General features: G+C 60.4%; 17 protein-coding genes and 1 other RNA gene. 14 read left to right on the top strand and 4 right to left on the bottom strand.

The features are described 5' to 3' along the window. Positions 1-11: 11 nt before the first annotated feature. Both sspA and ACTG2G_RS09140 read left to right on the top strand, forming a co-directional pair. Positions 12-641: a stringent starvation protein SspA gene (gene sspA / locus ACTG2G_RS09145; RefSeq protein ID WP_005336279.1), complete on the top strand. Its 630-nt coding sequence runs from the start codon at positions 12-14 to the stop codon at positions 639-641. Then, on the top strand, positions 638-1,063 hold the full coding sequence (locus ACTG2G_RS09140) for a ClpXP protease specificity-enhancing factor (RefSeq protein WP_265061980.1): 426 nt from the start codon (positions 638-640) through the stop codon (positions 1,061-1,063). Before sspA ends, ACTG2G_RS09140 begins: the two co-directional genes overlap by 4 nt. A 42-nt stretch (positions 1,064-1,105) precedes the next feature. On the opposite strand, the gene dolP is transcribed toward ACTG2G_RS09140, so the two are convergent. The 4 genes from dolP to ACTG2G_RS09120 are packed head-to-tail and all read right to left on the bottom strand — an operon-like array spanning position 1,106 to position 4,389. Then, positions 1,106-1,684: a division/outer membrane stress-associated lipid-binding lipoprotein gene (dolP, locus tag ACTG2G_RS09135; RefSeq protein WP_043821894.1), complete on the bottom strand. Its 579-nt coding sequence runs from the start codon at positions 1,682-1,684 to the stop codon at positions 1,106-1,108. Positions 1,685-1,688: 4 nt separating this feature from the next. After that, on the bottom strand, positions 1,689-2,279 hold the full coding sequence (locus ACTG2G_RS09130; RefSeq protein ID WP_005336275.1) for a D-sedoheptulose-7-phosphate isomerase: 591 nt from the start codon (positions 2,277-2,279) through the stop codon (positions 1,689-1,691). Positions 2,280-2,288: 9 nt separating this feature from the next. Further along, positions 2,289-2,660, bottom strand: coding sequence for a YraN family protein (locus tag ACTG2G_RS09125; RefSeq protein ID WP_005355127.1), 372 nt, complete (start codon positions 2,658-2,660; stop codon positions 2,289-2,291). Continuing rightward, a complete protein-coding gene (locus tag ACTG2G_RS09120) occupies positions 2,602-4,389 on the bottom strand; it encodes a penicillin-binding protein activator (protein ID WP_421387525.1) in 1,788 nt (595 codons plus the stop codon). Before ACTG2G_RS09120 ends, ACTG2G_RS09125 begins: the two co-directional genes overlap by 59 nt. A 199-nt stretch (positions 4,390-4,588) precedes the next feature. On the opposite strand from ACTG2G_RS09120, the gene rsmI reads away from it, so the two are divergent. The 12 genes from rsmI (at position 4,589) to murG (ending at position 17,314) form a co-directional block, all read left to right on the top strand. Then, entirely contained in the window at positions 4,589-5,422 is an 834-nt protein-coding gene (gene rsmI / locus ACTG2G_RS09115; protein ID WP_421387527.1) for a 16S rRNA (cytidine(1402)-2'-O)-methyltransferase, read from the top strand. Between the two features lie 156 nt (positions 5,423-5,578). Beyond that, positions 5,579-5,965, top strand: an RNA gene (gene rnpB, locus ACTG2G_RS09110) — RNase P RNA component class A. 441 nt (positions 5,966-6,406) lie between these two features. Then, positions 6,407-6,865 carry a division/cell wall cluster transcriptional repressor MraZ gene (gene mraZ, locus ACTG2G_RS09105; RefSeq protein ID WP_013723406.1) on the top strand — a complete coding sequence of 153 codons (459 nt, stop codon included), beginning with the start codon at positions 6,407-6,409 and terminating at the stop codon, positions 6,863-6,865. Continuing rightward, positions 6,866-7,804: a 16S rRNA (cytosine(1402)-N(4))-methyltransferase RsmH gene (gene rsmH / locus ACTG2G_RS09100; protein ID WP_421206666.1), complete on the top strand. Its 939-nt coding sequence runs from the start codon at positions 6,866-6,868 to the stop codon at positions 7,802-7,804. 3 nt (positions 7,805-7,807) lie between these two features. Then, positions 7,808-8,122, top strand: coding sequence for a cell division protein FtsL (ftsL, locus tag ACTG2G_RS09095; protein WP_216952213.1), 315 nt, complete (start codon positions 7,808-7,810; stop codon positions 8,120-8,122). Next, positions 8,119-9,873: a penicillin-binding transpeptidase domain-containing protein gene (locus ACTG2G_RS09090; protein WP_216952212.1), complete on the top strand. Its 1,755-nt coding sequence runs from the start codon at positions 8,119-8,121 to the stop codon at positions 9,871-9,873. Before ftsL ends, ACTG2G_RS09090 begins: the two co-directional genes overlap by 4 nt. Then, positions 9,806-11,338 carry a UDP-N-acetylmuramoyl-L-alanyl-D-glutamate--2,6-diaminopimelate ligase gene (gene murE, locus ACTG2G_RS09085; RefSeq protein ID WP_421387529.1) on the top strand — a complete coding sequence of 511 codons (1,533 nt, stop codon included), beginning with the start codon at positions 9,806-9,808 and terminating at the stop codon, positions 11,336-11,338. Before ACTG2G_RS09090 ends, murE begins: the two co-directional genes overlap by 68 nt. Further along, positions 11,335-12,690, top strand: coding sequence for a UDP-N-acetylmuramoyl-tripeptide--D-alanyl-D-alanine ligase (locus ACTG2G_RS09080; protein WP_421269953.1), 1,356 nt, complete (start codon positions 11,335-11,337; stop codon positions 12,688-12,690). Before murE ends, ACTG2G_RS09080 begins: the two co-directional genes overlap by 4 nt. Then, positions 12,684-13,766 (top strand): phospho-N-acetylmuramoyl-pentapeptide-transferase, encoded by a 1,083-nt coding sequence (gene mraY / locus ACTG2G_RS09075; RefSeq protein WP_005355120.1) that lies wholly within the window; start codon positions 12,684-12,686, stop codon positions 13,764-13,766. The genes ACTG2G_RS09080 and mraY overlap by 7 nt, the downstream gene beginning before the upstream one ends. A 4-nt stretch (positions 13,767-13,770) precedes the next feature. Continuing rightward, the gene (gene murD / locus ACTG2G_RS09070; protein WP_335853974.1) at positions 13,771-15,054 is read left to right on the top strand and encodes a UDP-N-acetylmuramoyl-L-alanine--D-glutamate ligase; all 1,284 of its coding nucleotides are present in this window, start codon (positions 13,771-13,773) and stop codon (positions 15,052-15,054) included. Beyond that, positions 15,051-16,232 (top strand): cell division protein FtsW, encoded by a 1,182-nt coding sequence (ftsW, locus tag ACTG2G_RS09065; protein ID WP_107684326.1) that lies wholly within the window; start codon positions 15,051-15,053, stop codon positions 16,230-16,232. The genes murD and ftsW overlap by 4 nt, the downstream gene beginning before the upstream one ends. After that, positions 16,232-17,314 (top strand): undecaprenyldiphospho-muramoylpentapeptide beta-N-acetylglucosaminyltransferase, encoded by a 1,083-nt coding sequence (gene murG / locus ACTG2G_RS09060; protein WP_236280266.1) that lies wholly within the window; start codon positions 16,232-16,234, stop codon positions 17,312-17,314. Before ftsW ends, murG begins: the two co-directional genes overlap by 1 nt. Positions 17,315-17,390 lie beyond the last annotated feature (76 nt).

The following is a 17,390-nucleotide window of genomic DNA, read 5'->3' as shown; positions in this document are numbered from 1 at the left end:
GGGAGGGTTCAATGGCTGTAGCTGCCAATAAGCGTTCGGTAATGACGCTGTTTTCCGGTGCCAACGATATGTTCAGCCATCAGGTGCGTATTGTCCTGGCGGAGAAGGGTGTTAGCGTGGATATCTGCCAGGTTGATCCAGCCAATCTGCCGGATGAGCTGGCCGAGCTGAACCCGTACAACTCTGTACCGACCCTGGTGGATCGCGAGCTGGCGCTCTACACCTCGCGCATCATCATGGAGTATCTGGACGAGCGCTTCCCGCATCCGCCCCTGATGCCTGTTTACCCGGTTGCCCGCGGTAACAGCCGTCTGATGATGCACCGCATCGAGCTGGACTGGTACTCCCTGGCCGACAAGATCATGGCCGGTACCGATGCTGAAGCAGCACGCAACGAACTGCGTGACAACCTGCTGGCCATCGCGCCGATCTTCGGTGAAATGCCCTATTTCATGAGCGAAGAGTTCGGTCTGGTGGATTGCTACATGGCACCGCTGCTGTGGCGTCTGCCGAGTCTTGGTATCGACCTGACCGGTCGTGGCGCCAAAGAGCTGAAGGCCTACATGGTTCGTCTGTTCGAGCGTGAGTCCTTCCAGGCTTCCCTGACCGAAGCCGAACGCGAGATCCGTGCTGGCGTATGAGCATGGAACCGACAATGACACCGAGCCGCCCGTACTTGTTACGGGCGTTCTTTGACTGGTTGCTGGACAACGATCTGACCCCTCATCTGGTGGTCAACGTCAACATTCCCCATGTGATGGTGCCGATGCAGTTTGCTCAGGACGGGCAAATTGTACTGAATATCGCGCCCCGAGCCGTGATGCAATTTCACATGGATACCGAGGCTATCAGCTTCAGTGCTCGCTTTGGCGGGGTCTCCCAGCAGGTTTACATCCCGATGGCAGCCGTACTGGCTATTCATGCCCGGGAGAACGGCGTGGGCACCATGTTCCCGCCCGAGCCGGGTTACGATATCTGGCTGGAGCAGGCCGAAGCGCCGGTGGAGCCTGAGCCGGAACCGCCGCGTCCAAGCGGTCGTCCGACCCTGAAGGTGATCAAATAAAAAAACGCAGCCGATTGGCTGCGTTTTTTATGCCGCGTTGGCTTAGTTCTGGGCGAATTCGAAGGCCTTGATCACGCGCTTCACGCCGGTGACATGGCGGGCGATGTTGACTGCCTGCTCTCCCTCCTGGCGAGTCACCAGACCAATCAGGAACACCTCGCTGTTCTCGGTGACCACCTTGACCTTGGTGCTGTCGAAGTTCTTGGTGCCGAACATATCGGCTTTCACCTTGGAGGTGATCCAGGAGTCATTGCTGCGAGTGGTGAAACTGGCAGGTTGGCCGATGCGCAATTCGTTGTAGACGTGGCGAACCCCTTCGATGCGACTGACAATTTTGCCCGCCTCAATCTTGTAAACGTCAGAAGGTGTCTGGCCGACCAACAGAACGCGGCCATTGTTGCTGTAGACGCTGATCTTGCTGGCTGCACTGAGGGGTTTGTTGTCGGCCAGCAGATTGGCCGCTTTCAGCTCTATGGTCTGGTCATCCCACTGCGCGCCCAGCGTCCGGCGATCGCCAGAGGCCTTGGCAGTCCCTGCGGCGCCGCCAACAACCAGGGCTGCGCAGCCTTGCAGCAGCAGGGTGCTAACCAGCAGACCGAGCAGGATAGTGTGCTTTTTCATGGTTTCAATCTTCCTGTTGCGGGAAAAGTGTCTGGTCGATGAGATCACACAGGCAGTGCAGGGTCAACAGGTTCACTTCCAGAATGCGAGGGCGACGGGCGGAGGGAACACGGATCTCCACATCGTTCGGGCCGAGCAGACCTGCCATTTCGCCACCGTCCCCCCCGCTCAGCACCACTATGGTCATGTCGCGGGAGAGGGCAGCCTCGGCGGCCTTGATCAGGCTGCGGCTGTGGCCAGAGGTGGTGATGACCACCAAAATGTCGCCAGGCTGGCCCAGCGCGCGGATCTGCTTGGCGTAGACCTCTTCAAAACCGTGGTCGGTGGCGATGGCGCTGATGGTCGCCATGTCCGGGGTCAGGGCCATGCCGGGCAGGGAGGGGCGCTGGGTCTCGTAGCAGTTGACCAGCTCGGAGATGAACAGTTGCGCCAGTGCGGCAGAAGGACCGTTACCGCATGCCAGCACCTTGTGGCCATTGAGCAGGCAGATGGTGATCATCTGGGCTGCAGTATGGATGGCATCCGGCAGCGCCTCGGCGGCGGCTATCTTGGTCTGGATGCTTTCGGTGTAGTTCTCTTTGATGCGGTCAGTCATAGGGTCCTCTTAAAATGCGTTCTGGATCCAGGCTGGCTGGTCGCCCTCGAACGCAATCACATCGAATCGGCAGGCCTGATTGGCCTCGTTGATGGCATGTTGCTTCAAATAGTGGCGCGCTGCCAGCATGATCTTGTGCTGTTTGCTGCGGGTGACCGAGCTGGCGGCCCCGCCATGGCTGCCGGTGGCCCGGTAGCGCACCTCAACAAACACCAGGGTCTGGCCCTGGTGCATGATGAGATCTATTTCACCGCCACGACAGCGGTAGTTGCGAGCTACCGGTTGCAGGCCTCGAGCCTGCAACCAGCGTTCAGCGACTTGTTCAAAGTGCTGTCCCTTGCTCGTTGGTGAGGGGAACAGGCTCGGCAACTGCTGGCGCATCCGTTTCCATAGTTCCTTCATTGGAGGGCTCCTCCAGTTGCTGAACGGCGTTCTCGTCGACCAGTTTGCCGTTCTGGTAAGTACCCCAGCTCAGCAGACGTACGATATTGCCCTGGGCATCCACGCTCAGCTGACCGCTCATGCCGGCCTGCTGCATGCCGCCCACCTTGCGCATCTGCTGCAGGTTCTCAGCCAGACTGACGGCATCGTAGCCCATGGCAAACAGACGCAGCAGGTCACCCTGAGTCTGCGGCCAGAGCAGGGCGATCTGCTCGCGCTGTTTCTCGTAGCCGCCCAGCAGCAGCGGCATATCGGCGATATGCATGCCGTTGAGCTCGGAGGCGACCTCGGTGGCGGCGCTGTCGTAGCCACGGGAGCTGGTGTAGATGGGCAGGCTGCCCATCGGATTGACCGATACATCCACGTAGGGCTTGATCATCCGGGTTTCCAGGCTGTTGGCCACCACATAAACGGCATCGATGCTGCGCGGTGCGGCATCAGAGAGTTGCACCACTTCACCAGCTCGGGCGGTAGAGCGGCCGCTCAGGGCATTCTTGACCATCCCCTGCACTTCGTTGCGGGCACCGAAGGTGGCAACGACCGGCTTATCCTGGCTCAGGGTAGCCCAGCTCTGCTCGAACGCCTTGATACTGCTGTAACCGATCCGCCCCTGAGCGGCGATCAGCAGCGGTTTGCGGTAGCCCTGGGTGTAAAGGTACTGAGCTGCCTGCGCGGCATCTGCGGCGGCAGAGAGGGAGAAGTAGTAGGTGGTGTCGTTGACGACCGGCTTGTCCAGCTCGTTGAGTGCCAGTACTGGCACGGTCGGATTGGCCTTGAGCAGCTCCTCGACCCGGTCTTTCAGCAGCGGGCCGATGATCATGTCTGCCCCTTCCTGAATCGCCTGCTTGTAAAGCTCGCCGGTCGACTTGCTCTGGGTGTCGTAGAAGTTCAGGGTGAATTGCCCCTGATTTTCCTTATAAGACATCAGCATACCGTTACGGATGGCGGCACCCTGCGGCTCCAGATTGCCAGAGAGGGGCAGCAGCACAGCGATCTGTTGCACCGAGGTGCTGGCAGTGGCCGCCAGATCGCCCAATCCTGCCGGCATATCCTTCTGGGCTGGATGGTTGGGGAAGTCGCGCTTCCAGCCTGCCAGTTGGCGGGCCAGCAGGTTCGGCTGGGCGCCAAACTCGTTGACCAGTGCCGCCAGTCGCAACCAGCCGGTGGTCACATCAGGGGCCGGAGCCTCTTCCAGCGCTTGCAGGGTGGAGGGGGTCATGCTTTTGAGCAACGACCAGATCTGCTGATGGTTGGTCGCCTGCTCGCTCTGATTGAGGTAGGGTTCCAGTGCAATCAACGACTTGGCAGCGCCAAACTTGTTGTTGATGTCGAGCTGCAGCACCACGCGCTGGCGATACCAATCCTTCTGGGTATCGGCATCCAGCACCACCTCGGGTTTGCCTTCCAGCAGGATCAGCGCCTGATTGGCGTGGCCTTGCGCCAGCAACAGATGGGCTTGCAGCAGTTGCAACTGCGCCTTCTGAACGGGATCCTTGGCCTGCTTCTGCAATTGCTGGAACAGTGCCGAGGCCGGTTTGGCCTGGCCCAGCGCCAGATAGCTGCGTGCCGCCAGCATCTGCCAGGTAAAGGCCTCGGCCGGCTTGGCCGGGTCCACCTGCTCAAGATACCACTGGGCATTCTTGGTCAGATTGGAGAACGCAGAGGGCATGCCTGACTGCCCTGACGGTTGATTGGGCTCCGACGCACAGGCGGCGAGCAGTACTGCCGCGAGTATGATGCCGAAGAGTCGTGATACACTTAGCTGCTTTGTAACCCGGTTCAAGTTCATTCCCCGACCAGTGTTGAAGTTCCCCATAGTGTAAACGGGCCAATATGGCGACACAATTGTCGGGGCACTCGGAGATCCCATGAGTGACATCCCAACCCTGTATATAGTCCCCACTCCGATCGGCAATCTGGCGGACATCACCCAGCGTGCATTGGACATTTTACGCAGTGTCGATCTGGTGGCAGCCGAAGATACCCGTCATACCGGTATCCTGCTCAGCCACTACCAAATCTCGGTGCCGACCTTCGCCCTGCACGATCACAACGAGCAGCAGAAAGCCGATGTGCTGATCGGCCGGATCAAAGAGGGCAAGAGTGTTGCGCTGGTCTCCGATGCCGGCACCCCGCTGATCAGCGACCCCGGTTATCACTTGGTCACCCGCTGTCGTGAAGCCGGGGTCAAGGTGGTGCCGCTGCCCGGTCCCTGTGCTGCCATCACCGCGCTAAGCGCGGCCGGTCTGCCCACCGATCGCTTCGCCTTTGAAGGCTTCTTGCCCGCCAAGAGCAAAGGACGTGACGATCGCCTGCAAGCCGTTATTGAAGACACCCGCTCGCTAGTGTTCTACGAATCCCCGCGCCGTGTGCAGGATACAGTGGAAGCGATTGCTCGCATTCTCGGCGAGCGCCAGGTGGTGGTGTGCCGTGAGCTGACCAAGACCTTCGAGTCGATCCACGGTCTGCCAGCGTCCGAAATGCTGACTTGGCTTGGCGAGGATGACAACCGCTGCCGCGGCGAGATCGTGTTGGTCGTGGCTGGCGCCGCCAAAGATGAAGAGGAGCTGCCAGCCGAGGCGATCCGTACTCTGGGTCTGTTGGTGGCCGAGCTGCCACTGAAAAAAGCGGCCGCCCTGACCGCCGAGATTCACGGTGTGAAGAAGAATGCCCTCTACAAGTACGGTCTCGAGCACTATTGAGTCGGTTAATCGGTCGTCAGACTGTTTTTTGACCTCTGCAATCCCCCATACCGACAAGCAGTCAGCCTGTAAACGGGGAGCAAAGTGCGATAAATGGCTGTAAACGGGAATTGCCGGTTTACCCCGTGCGTATCGCAAGGCTATAATCCGCGCCTCGGAGTTGGCTGGGCAATCGCTGCTTCGTCGTTGTGTCCCTCGGGACAGACGGGCGGAGGGGAGGAAAGTCCGGGCTTCACAGGGCAGGGTGCCAGGTAACGCCTGGGGGGCGTGAGCCTACGACCAGTGCAACAGAGAGCAGACCGCCGATGGCTCGCAAGGGATCAGGTAAGGGTGAAAGGGTGCGGTAAGAGCGCACCGCGCGACTGGTAACAGTTCGTGGCACGGTAAACTCCACCCGAAGCAAGACCAAATAGGCCCCTATTGGCGCGGCCCGCGTTGGGGGCGGGTAGGTTGCTTGAGCCAGCGAGCGATTGCTGGCCTAGAGGAATGATTGCTACCCGGGGAAACCCGGTACAGAACCCGGCTTACAGGCCGACTCCGACCTCATTCCGAAGAGCCCTGCGATTTATCGCGGGGCTCTTTTTTATGCATGGGAAATATGGCTTCGTTGACGGGATATTTTTGTTCTCGTCATTTTGAATGAAATTATATGTTTTAAATCAATCGAATAGTTTTGTATTTGGCACGATGGCAGCGATAGATGGTGATAGAACCGAGGATGGTTGTTCGCCCCCGCATATTGTGTGTGTTCTCAGTTCATTCACTTATTTCAATTAATCGCCAGAGCCTAACGCCAAATAACTTGTGGAAAATCAACCCACTCAATCTGCGGTATGCAATTGCTGCGTCAATATGTTCCCTCTGTCCCATCTCCTTGCTTGAAAAGCCCCCTGCACGTCCTTAAACTTCAAGGTGGGGAAAAGTGGATCAAAGTGGTTTTTAGAGGGGCAATCTTCCTGCTCACTCACCTTCAGGGACTGCAATTTGTTGCGTGGCGCTCATGCCATCAGCCTGGACAGTAAAGGGCGGCTGGCAATTCCGACCAAATTCCGTGATTGGCTGCGCGATGAAAGCGACGGCCAGCTGGTCTGCACCATCGATATTGCCCATCCCTGTCTGCTGCTTTATCCCCTGAATGAATGGGAAGAGGTCGAGCGCAAGCTCAAGACTCTCTCCAGCATGAATCCGCAAGAGCGCCGTTTGCAGCGACTGCTGCTGGGACATGCAACCGAATGCGAGCTGGATGGCAATGGCCGTCTGCTGCTCAGCCAGCCACTGCGCAACCATGCGGGGCTGGACAAGAAAATCATGCTGGTGGGCCAGCTCAACAAGTTTGAGCTGTGGGATGAAGCCCGCTGGCAACAACAGGTCAATGACGACATCTTGGGTCTGCCCGGGGACGATTGGGCAAGCTCACCACGACTACAGGATTTCTCTTTATAAATGACCCAAGCCGCTGAACACATCACAGTGCTGCTGCACGAAGCCGTTGAAGGTCTGGCCATCAAGCCGGACGGTGTCTACGTCGACGGTACTTTTGGCCGTGGTGGTCATTCTCGTCTGATCCTGCAGCACCTTGGCCCAAATGGCCGCCTGATCGCCATCGACCGCGATCCCCAGGCGATCGCCGAGGCCGCCAAGATCCAGGATCCCCGTTTCGAAATCGTGCACGGTCCCTTCTCCGGCATCGCCTCCTATCTGGATGAGCGCGGTTTGCTGGGCAAAGTGGATGGCTTCCTGCTGGATCTGGGGGTTTCTTCACCCCAGCTGGATGATGCCGAGCGCGGCTTCAGCTTTATGAAAGATGGTCCGCTCGATATGCGGATGGACCCCACCTCCGGCCAGAGCGCCGCCGAGTGGCTTGCCAAGGCCGATGTGGATGATATCGCCTGGGTGCTGAAGACCTTCGGTGAGGAGCGCTTTGCCAAGAAGATCGCCCGCGCCATCGTCCACGACCGGGTGACCGAGCCTTACGTGCGTACCCGTCAGCTGGCTGAGATGATTGCCCGGGTCAATCCGAGCAAGGAGAAGGGCAAGCATGCGGCAACCCGCAGTTTCCAGGCCATCCGCATCTATATCAACAGCGAGCTGGACGAGATCGAAACCGCGCTCAACGGTGCATTGGACGTGCTGGCACCACATGGCCGTCTGTCGGTGATCAGCTTCCACTCGCTGGAAGACCGGCTGGTGAAACACTTCATTCGCAAGCACGAGAAGGGGCCGGAAGTACCCTACGGCATTCCCTTGACCGAGGCCCAGCTGGCTGGCGGTCGCAAATTGAAGTCGGTCGGCAAGGCGCTCAAGCCTTCTGATCATGAGGTCTCTGAAAACACCCGTTCGCGCAGCTCGGTGCTGCGGGTCGCCGAGCGGCTGGCGGAGTAAGCGATGAGCGAAGTACGTGTCCACCTAGCCAAGGAGATAGTTGCCGATCTCTGGCGGCACAAGCTGCAGATTTTTCTGTCGGTTGCCGTACTGGTGACCGCGTTTGCCGTGATCCTGGTGACCAACATGACCCGTGGCCTCACCGCCAAACAGAACGACCTAATGGCGGAAGAGGATCGCCTCAATATCGAATGGCGCCACCTCTTGCTGGAGCAGGGCACTCTGGCGGAACACTCCCGGGTCGCCACGCTGGCCATGGACAAGTTGCAAATGGGTCGCCCTCTGGTGACCACCGAGAAGGTAATTACTCTGCCATGAAACGGAAGGCTACAGCCAAAACCGCTAAAGCGAACGTTAAAGCGCCATCTATCTATCCGTGGCGCTTCCGCACGCTGGTGGTATTCATCGGCATCGCCTTTGTCGGGCTGATCCTCCGTCTGGCCTGGATCCAGGTGATCAATCCGGATCGTCTGCGTCAGGAGGGGGACATGCGCTCTCTGCGAACCACCTCCACCCAGGCGGTGCGCGGCATGATCACCGATCGCAATGGTGAACAGCTGGCTGTTTCCGTTCCGGTCGAGGCGGTCTGGGCCGATCCCAAGACTGTGCACGAGTCCGGCGCTATCCACAATGAGCGGGCTTGGATGGCGCTCTCAGCAGTCCTCAAAATCGATATCAATACTCTCAAGCAACGTATCGCCAACCCCAGCAAGCGCTTCGTCTATCTGCAGCGTCAGGTAACGCCCGCTGTCTCTGAATACATCAAGGGGCTCAAGCTGGGTGGTGTCTATCTGCGTCCCGAGTCGCGCCGCTTCTATCCGACTGGCGAAATCAGTGCCCACCTGGTGGGGGTAACCAACATCGATGGCAACGGGATCGAGGGGATCGAGCGCAGCTACAACGAGTGGCTGACGGCGACACCGGGCGAGATGCGGGTGCGCAAGGACCGGCAGGGCAGGGTCATCGAGCGTCTTGGTATCGTCAAAGAGGGCAAGAACGCCAACGATCTGCAGCTCAGCATCGATCAGCGGGTGCAAGCATTGGCCTACCGTGCCCTCAAGCGGGCAACCGACGAGAACAAGGCAACGTCCGGCTCCATGGTGATGCTGGATATCAAGACCGGCGAAGTGCTCGCCATGGTCAATACCCCCTCCTATAACCCGAACAACCGCGGCCAGTATCAGAGTTTCCGGGTACGCAACCGGGTGGTGACCGATACCTACGAGCCGGGCTCCACAGTCAAGCCGCTGATTTTGCTAAGTGCCTTGCAGGCGGGTGTCACCAGCTGGAAGGATTTCATTCCCGGTGGTCCGCTCTTTATCGGTGCCAAGCAGATCAAGGACGTCAGTATTCACAAGGCGACCAACCTTTACGATATCCTGCGCTACTCCTCCAACATCGGCATGTCGCGCATTGCCCTGCGGATGCCGGCCCAAGAGATGATCAACACCCTCAGTATGTTCGGTTTCGGTATGGATACCGGTAGCGGACTGATGGGCGAGAGCGGTGGTATGTTGCCTCAGCGTCGGCGCTGGTCCGATATCGAGCGGGCGACCCTTTCGTTTGGTTATGGTCTGCGGGTTACCCCGCTGCAACTGGCTTCCGCCTACGCCACCCTGGCCAACAAGGGCAAGCGAGTGCCCATCTCCATCGTCAAGGTGACCACGCCGCCCAAGGGTGAGCAGGTGATCGATCACAATAACGCCTCCGCCATGCTGCAGGCGCTGGAGTACGTAGTCGACAACGCTATTCCCAAGGCCAAGATTCCGGGTTATCGGGTCGGTGGCAAGAGTGGTACCGCCAAGGTCGCCGTTGCCGGAGGCTACGGCAAGGATTACATGGCCTGGTTTGCCGGTTTTGCCCCTGCCAGTAATCCCCGTTTCGTCATGGTGGTGGTGATTAACGAGCCAAAAGGTAGTGCCTACTATGGCGGTGCCGTGGCGACCCCGCCGTTTGCAGAGGCCATGGGCGGGGTACTGCAACTCTTCAATATTCGTCCTGATGCGGTGCCCACAGCGGTGCCCGCCAAACTTGCCCGTACGGAGGCTCCTCTTGTCCCGCGCACTTGATGCATTACTGCGCCCCTTCGGTATTCAGGCGCCGGCGCTCACTCTGACCGATATCCAGCTGGATAGTCGGCGGGTCAGGCCCGGCACGCTCTTCGTGGCCATTTGCGGTCATCAGGTGGATGGCAGACGTTTCATCGAACAGGCGGTGGCTCAGGGAGCGACCGCTGTTGTGTTTGAGGAGGATGGTGAATTTATCCCACCATCGACTCCGGTTCCCTGTATCGGGATGCGGGATCTGCCCGCTCATCTCTCTGCGCTTGCCGGGTATTTCTACGACCAGCCCGCCAAAAAACTGGCGCTGGTCGGGATCACCGGTACCAACGGCAAGAGCACCACTGCACTGCTGGTCGCCAACTGGCGCACCCTGCTGGGTGGCAAGGCCGGGGTGATGGGCACCATCGGCAACGGCCTGTTTGGCCATCTGATCGAAGCGGAAAATACCACTGGCAGCGCCGTGCAGCTACAAGCCAATCTGGCTGCGCTGCAAGCGCAGGGGGCGGATCTGGTGGCGATGGAGGTCTCCAGCCATGGTCTGGTGCAGCATCGTGTTGCCGCACTGCCGTTTGCCGCCGCCGTTTTCACCAACCTGAGCCGGGATCACCTCGACTACCACGGCACCATGGAAGCCTATGGCGCGGCCAAAGAACAGTTGCTGCAGCTGGTCGATGAGTTGAATGCGGTGATCAACCGCGATGACGAGCTGGGTGCCAAGTGGCTCGAAAAGTACCCGGCAGCGGTGGCGTTCAGTGTTAATGGCCCGATTGAACACCATTCTGGCCGTCAATTAACGGCGCAGCAGCTCGATTTTCACCAGCAAGGTTTTCGCGCGCAGATTAACTCCAGCTGGGGGAATGGTGTATTATCCGCCCCCTTGCTCGGGCGCTTCAACGTCAGCAATGTGCTGGCCGCGATGGGCGTGATGCTGGTGCTCGGTTACGACTTCAACGAACTGCTGGCGACAGCGCCTCAGTTGCAGCCGGTGACCGGTCGCATGGAGTGCTTTGGCGGTGGCGATACGCCGCTGGCGGTGGTCGATTACGCCCACACCCCGGATGCGCTGGAGAAGGCATTGCAGGCCCTGCGGGTGCACTGCACAGGCCAGCTCTGGTGTCTGGTCGGCTGTGGTGGCGACCGCGATCGCGGCAAGCGCCCCATGATGGCCGCCATGGCCGAGCAGTATGCGGATCGCGTGATCCTGACCGACGACAATCCCCGTACCGAGGAGCCGGCCCGGATCATGGCCGACATGGTGGCGGGTCTTCGCGATCCTGCTGCGGTGCAGGTGGAGCACGACCGGGTCAAGGCGATTGCGCTGGCCATCGGTCAGGCGAGCAAACAGGACATCATCCTGGTGGCCGGTAAGGGTCACGAGGATTATCAGATCATTGGAACCGACAAGCGGCACTACAGCGACCGGGAAACCGTCGCGGCCGCCTTGCATACATTATTGGAGTCATTCAAATGATGACCCTCAGGCTTGCCGAGCTGGCGCAGGTACTCGATGCCCGTCTGATTGGTAACGATGGCGAGATCACCGTCGTCAGTACCGATACCCGCACTCTGGGCGCGGGTGCCCTGTTCGTTGCCTTGCGCGGCGAGCGCTTCGATGCCCACGATTTTTGCGAGCAGGCCGTTCAGGCAGGGGCCTCTGCCCTGCTGGTCGAGCGTGAGCTGCCGTTGGCCATCCCTCAGCTGGTGGTGGCGGACAGCCTCAAGGGGCTGGGCCGTCTCGGCAAACTGGTGCGTGAGCGCATCAACCCGAAAGTGCTGGCCATTACCGGCAGCTGCGGCAAGACCACGGTGAAGGAGATGGCAACCGCCATCCTGCGCAACGAAGGGGAAGTGCTGGCCACCGCTGGCAACTTCAACAACGAGGTGGGCGTGCCGCTCACCCTGCTGCGCCTCGAGCCGCAGCACAAGTTTGCGGTGATGGAGCTGGGGGCCAACCATCCGGGCGAAATCGCCTGGACTACTTCACTGGCCAAACCCGATGCCGCCATCATCAACAACGTGGCGGCGGCCCATCTGGAGGGTTTCGGCTCGCTGGAAGGGGTGTTCCACGCCAAGAGCGAAATCTTTGAGGGGCTGAGCGAGGGCGGCACGGCCATTGTCAACGCCGACAACGAATTCTGGCCGAAGTGGTGGGAACGCGGCATTCAGTGCGCCTTCTCCATCGACGATCAGAGCCAGCCGTTCCATGCTCGCGATGTGGTTCTAAACGCTCAGGGTTGTGCCGAGTTCGTGATGGTGACCCCGCAAGGCGAGCTGAGCCTGACTCTGGCGATCCCGGGTCGCCACAACGTGGCCAATGCGTTGGCTGCCGCCGCGGGCTGTCTGGCCCTCGGCGCATCCCTCGGCTCCGTCAAGGCGGGGCTGGAACAGATGGCACCGGTCAAGGGGCGCTTCTGCGTGCAGCGCTGGGGGGGGCTGACTCTGGTGGATGATACCTACAATGCCAGCGTGGAATCCGTGCTGGCGGGCATCGATGCCCTGACCGCCATGAGCGGCTTCAAGGTGCTGGTGTTTGGTGATATGCGGGAACTGGGTGAGGAGTCTGCCGAGCAACACGCCCGGGTTGGCCATCATGCCCGCGAGCGCGGTCTGGATGCCGTGCTGACAGTGGGGGAAGAGAGTCGCCACACCGCAGATGCCGCGGCTGGCCGACATTTCGATAACAAGGCGTCGTTGTTTGAAGTGCTTGCGCAAATGATAAATACACATCAGGAAATTTCGATTCTGGTCAAGGGGGCCCGTGGCTCCCGCATGGAAGATATCGTCGAGATGGTCAAAGGCCATCAGGAGTCAGCCACATGCTAGTCTGGCTGGCTGAACTGCTCACCCCGCACTTCACCTTCTTCAACGTCTTCTCCTACCTGACGTTTCGCGCCATCCTGTCGATCATCACCGGACTGGGGGTTGCCCTCTGGATGGGGCCACGCCTGATCCGCCGTCTGCAGATCCTGAAGTTTGGTCAGGTGATCCGCAACGACGGTCCCGAGTCCCACCTCAGCAAGCGGGGCACCCCGACCATGGGTGGCCTGATGATCATTGCTGCGATTTTCACGTCTGTGCTGCTCTGGTGCCGCCTCGACAACCCCTATGTCTGGTTGGTGCTGTTTGTGCTGGGTGCCTATGGCGCCATCGGCTTTGCCGACGACTACCTCAAGGTGGTGCGCAAGAATACCGACGGCCTGATCGCACGCTGGAAGTATTTCTGGCAATCCGCGGTAGCGCTGGCGGTGGCTGTGTTCCTCTATGCGACCGCAACCCATGAGGGACAGACCCAGCTGGTGGTGCCTTTCCTCAAGGATGTGATGCCGCAGCTTGGTCTGATGTTTATCGTGCTGACCTACTTTGTCATCGTTGGTACCTCCAATGCGGTCAACCTGACCGACGGTCTCGATGGCTTGGCCATCATGCCGACCGTGATGGTGGCGGGGGGCTTTGCCCTGATCGCATGGGCCACCGGTAACGTCAACTTTGCCAACTACCTGCACATTCCCTACGTGCCCTATACCTCCGAGCTGGTGATCGTCTGTACCGCCATCGTCGGGGCGGGTCTGGGTTTCCTCTGGTTCAACACCTATCCGGCGCAGGTCTTCATGGGCGACGTTGGTTCCCTGGCGCTGGGCGGCGCGCTTGGCACCATCGCCGTGTTGGTCCGTCAGGAGTTCCTGCTGGTGATCATGGGCGGCGTCTTCGTGATGGAGACCGTCTCGGTGATCCTGCAGGTAGGGTCATACAAACTGCGCGGCGTGCGGATCTTCCGCATGGCGCCGATCCATCACCACTACGAGAAGAAGGGCTGGCCGGAGCCGCGCGTCATCGTGCGCTTCTGGATCATCACCCTCGTGCTGGTACTGCTGGGTCTTGCCACCCTGAAGGTGAGGTAAGGCCATGGTCATCATCATCGGATTGGGCAAAACCGGACTCTCCTGTGTCGATTACTTCCTCGGCCGTGGCGTGACGCCATTGGTGATGGATACCCGCGCCAACCCGCCCGGCAAGGAGCAACTGCCGCCTGAGGTAGAGCTCATTCACGGTCTCGACGAGGCGCTGCTCAAGCAGGCGCACATGATTGTCGCGAGCCCGGGTATCGCGCTGGCGACCCCCGAACTGAAAGCAGCTGCCGAGTGTGGTGTGCAGATTGTCGGTGATATCGAACTGTTTGTGCGCGAGACCCAGACTCCGGTCATTGCCATTACCGGCTCCAACGGCAAGAGCACCGTTACCACGCTAGTGGGCGAGATGATTGCCGAAGCCGGCCTCAATGTCGGCGTGGGCGGCAATATCGGCACGCCTGCGCTGGAGCTGCTCAAGCAGCCGATGGATCTCTGCGTGCTGGAGCTCTCCAGCTTCCAGCTGGAAACTACCCACAGTTTGCGTGCTGCCGCCTCTGTGGTGCTGAACCTCTCAGAAGATCACATGGATCGCTATCAGGGCATGGCCGACTATCGCGCCGCCAAGATGGAGATCCATCAGCACTCCAAACACATTCTGGTCAATCGTGACGATGCCCAGACCCTGCCCGATGTGGGTCAGGTGTGGCAGAGCTTTGGTCTCGATTGCAATGGCTATGGCCGTTGCCTGCTGGATGGCCGCTACTGGTTGACCCTGCACGGCGAGCCGCTGCTGGCGGTAGACGAGATGAAGATCGTCGGTGCCCACAATCAGGCCAACGCGCTGGCCGCCATGGCGCTGTGCGATGCGGTCGGTATTCCCCGTGCGGCTCAGCTTACCGTGCTGCGTCGTTTCGAGGGCTTGCCCCATCGTGCCCGCTTCGTGCGCGAGGTGAACGGGGTGCGCTGGATCAACGACTCCAAGGCCACCAACGTGGGAGCCACGCTGGCCGCCGTTGCCGGTGTGCGCGAGTCGGTCAAGGGACGCCTGCTGCTGCTGGCCGGTGGTCAGGGCAAGGGGCAGGATTTTGGCCCGATCCAGGCGCTGCTGGGCAACCAGATCGATCACATGTACTGCTTCGGTCAGGATGCCGAGGTGCTGCTGGCACTGGGCGAGCAGACCGAACGGGTGGCCGACCTGGCCGCTGCGGTTGCCAAAGCGGCTGCCGATGCCAAGCCCGGTGACTGGGTGCTGCTGGCGCCAGCCTGTGCCAGCCTCGATCAGTTCAAGTCGTTCGAGGTGCGCGGCGATCGTTTCACCGAGATGGTGCTGGCACTATGAACGCCCTTCGCGTAGCAGCAGGTCTGTTCCAGCGCTGGTTGTTACCAGCGCGTCCTGCCGGTCTCTACGATCGGCAGCTGGTACTGCTGGCGCTCTCCCTGATGGCGGTCGGGGTGGTCATCGTGGCCTCGGCGTCGATCCCCGAAGGGATTGCGCTGGGGGATGACCCCTTCATGTTTGTGAAACGTCACGCCCTGTTTCTGGTGATGGCGCTCGGTATCTCCTGGTTTGTGTTGCAGGTGCCGATGGCGCGCTGGCAACAGCACAACGGCCCCATGTTGCTGCTGGCGATCTTGATGCTGGTGCTGGTGCTGCTGGTGGGGCGGAACGTCAACGGTGCGGTGCGCTGGTTGCCGCTCGGCCCCTTCAACCTGCAGCCTGCCGAGTTTGGCAAGCTGGCGCTGTTTGTCTATCTGGCCGGCTATCTGGTGCGGCGCCAGAGCGAAGTTCGTGAAGCCTGGATCGGCTTCCTGAAACCGCTGGCGGTGTTCGGGGTGCTGGCGGTCTTGCTGCTGTTGCAGCCGGACCTGGGTTCCACCGTGGTGATGTTCGTTACCTCGTTCGGCATGCTGTTTCTGGCTGGTGCCCGATTGGGACAGTTTTTGACCCTGATCGGCGCGGGCCTCGGCTCTGTGGTGATGCTGATCATCGTCGAGCCCTACCGGATGCGGCGGGTGACCTCCTTTATGGACCCCTGGGCCGATCCGTTTGGTAGTGGCTACCAGTTGACCCAGTCGCTGATGGCGTTTGGTCGTGGCAGCTGGTTTGGCGAAGGGCTTGGCAACTCCATCCAGAAGATGGAGTACTTGCCGGAAGCGCACACCGACTTCGTGTTTGCGATCCTCGGTGAAGAGCTGGGTTACGTCGGGGTGCTGGGCGCCCTGTTCCTGATTTTTGCGCTGGCGGTCAAGGCGCTCAAGCTGGGGCATCGCGCGCTGGTGGCCGAGCGGCTCTATGACGGTTATCTGGCCATCGGTATCGGCATCTGGTTCAGCTTCCAGACCTTCGTCAACGTTGGCGCGGCCAGCGGTATGATGCCGACCAAGGGCTTGACCCTGCCGCTGGTCAGTTACGGTGGTTCCAGTCTCATCATCATGTCGGTGGCGGTGAGCATGTTGATTCGAATCGATTTTGAGTTGCGTCAGGCGACAGCCCAGGCGCGCGTGCGGGAGGTTTAGTGAGCAAGACTCTGTTGGTGATGGCAGGTGGTACCGGTGGGCATGTGTTCCCCGGTCTGGCTGTGGCCGATCGCCTGAAGGCCCAGGGCTGGACTGTCCACTGGCTCGGCACTGCCGACCGGATGGAGGCGGAGCTGGTGCCCGCCCACGGTTATCCCATCTCCTTCATCGATATTCAGGGGGTGCGTGGCAACGGCATCAAGCGACTGCTGGTGGCACCCTATCGCATCGTCAAATCGATCCTGCAGGCGCGTCAGGTGCTCAAGACCGTTCGCCCTGATGTGGTGCTCGGCATGGGCGGTTTTGCTTCCGGCCCGGGTGGCGTGGCGGCCTGGTTCTCCGGCATCCCGCTGCTGCTCCATGAGCAGAATGCTGCTGCCGGCATGACTAACAAGTTGCTGGCCCGTATCGCCAGGCGGGTGCTGATGGCATTTCCAGGTGCCTTCGCGCCGAGCCGTCGCACCGCCGTGGTGGGCAATCCGGTACGTCCCGAAGTGGTTGCCCTGCCGGATCCGCAACTGCGCAGCGGGGATGAACCACTGCATCTGCTGATCGTGGGTGGCAGCCTGGGGGCGCGGGTGCTCAACGAGCAGGTACCTGCTGCGGTGGCGGCATCCGGCGTGCCCATTGAAGTGCGTCACCAGTGTGGCAAGGGCAATGCCGAGGCTGTCTCTGCTGCCTATGCCCAGCACGGCATCAATGCCGAGGTGAGCGAATTTATCAAGGATATGGCCAGCGCCTACGCCTGGGCCGATCTGGTGGTCTGCCGTGCCGGTGCGCTGACTGTTTCCGAAGTGGCTGCCGCCGGTGTGGCCGCCATTTTCGTGCCGCTGCCCCATGCGGTGGATGATCACCAGACCCGTAACGCCCTGACCCTGGTCGACGGCGGTGCCGCCGAGTTTCTGCCCCAGTCCGAGCTGAATACCGCATCGCTGGCGGCGCGTCTGACCTGGCTGGCTGGTCGCAGGGAGACCCTGTTTAACATGGCGAAAGCGGCTCGCCGCGTCGCCATCATCGATGCGGCCGAGCGGGTTGCAGATGAGTGCAAACAGCTCGCAACCGGGCAGCGTGGTAAAGATTGATGAGCAAGGTTGCAGCGGTGACACCGTGCAGCCTTGTACCTGTATGTATTGATGCCGCCGTGCAGCCGCGCTTTGA

It is taken from the genome of Aeromonas sp. 55A (assembly GCF_051919665.1).
Classification (GTDB): Bacteria; Pseudomonadota; Gammaproteobacteria; order Enterobacterales; family Aeromonadaceae; genus Aeromonas; species Aeromonas veronii.
Note: the sequence above shows the minus strand (reverse complement) of the source record. Positions and strands in the feature narration are given on the sequence as shown.

Coding starts and splice junctions, on each gene's coding strand:
- ACTG2G_RS09125 (WP_005355127.1), bottom strand. CDS start 2,660: ATGCGCCAGCAGTTGCCGAGCCTGTTCCCCTCACCAACGAGCAAGGGA.
- sspA (WP_005336279.1), top strand. CDS start 12: ATGGCTGTAGCTGCCAATAAGCGTTCGGTAATGACGCTGTTTTCCGGT.
- ACTG2G_RS09130 (WP_005336275.1), bottom strand. CDS start 2,279: ATGACTGACCGCATCAAAGAGAACTACACCGAAAGCATCCAGACCAAG.
- ACTG2G_RS09120 (WP_421387525.1), bottom strand. CDS start 4,389: ATGCCCTCTGCGTTCTCCAATCTGACCAAGAATGCCCAGTGGTATCTT.
- rsmH (WP_421206666.1), top strand. CDS start 6,866: ATGACCCAAGCCGCTGAACACATCACAGTGCTGCTGCACGAAGCCGTT.
- ACTG2G_RS09080 (WP_421269953.1), top strand. CDS start 11,335: ATGATGACCCTCAGGCTTGCCGAGCTGGCGCAGGTACTCGATGCCCGT.
- murE (WP_421387529.1), top strand. CDS start 9,806: ATGCGGTGCCCACAGCGGTGCCCGCCAAACTTGCCCGTACGGAGGCTC.
- murD (WP_335853974.1), top strand. CDS start 13,771: ATGGTCATCATCATCGGATTGGGCAAAACCGGACTCTCCTGTGTCGAT.
- ftsW (WP_107684326.1), top strand. CDS start 15,051: ATGAACGCCCTTCGCGTAGCAGCAGGTCTGTTCCAGCGCTGGTTGTTA.
- dolP (WP_043821894.1), bottom strand. CDS start 1,684: ATGAAAAAGCACACTATCCTGCTCGGTCTGCTGGTTAGCACCCTGCTG.
- ACTG2G_RS09090 (WP_216952212.1), top strand. CDS start 8,119: ATGAAACGGAAGGCTACAGCCAAAACCGCTAAAGCGAACGTTAAAGCG.
- ACTG2G_RS09140 (WP_265061980.1), top strand. CDS start 638: ATGAGCATGGAACCGACAATGACACCGAGCCGCCCGTACTTGTTACGG.
- ftsL (WP_216952213.1), top strand. CDS start 7,808: ATGAGCGAAGTACGTGTCCACCTAGCCAAGGAGATAGTTGCCGATCTC.
- rsmI (WP_421387527.1), top strand. CDS start 4,589: ATGAGTGACATCCCAACCCTGTATATAGTCCCCACTCCGATCGGCAAT.
- mraY (WP_005355120.1), top strand. CDS start 12,684: ATGCTAGTCTGGCTGGCTGAACTGCTCACCCCGCACTTCACCTTCTTC.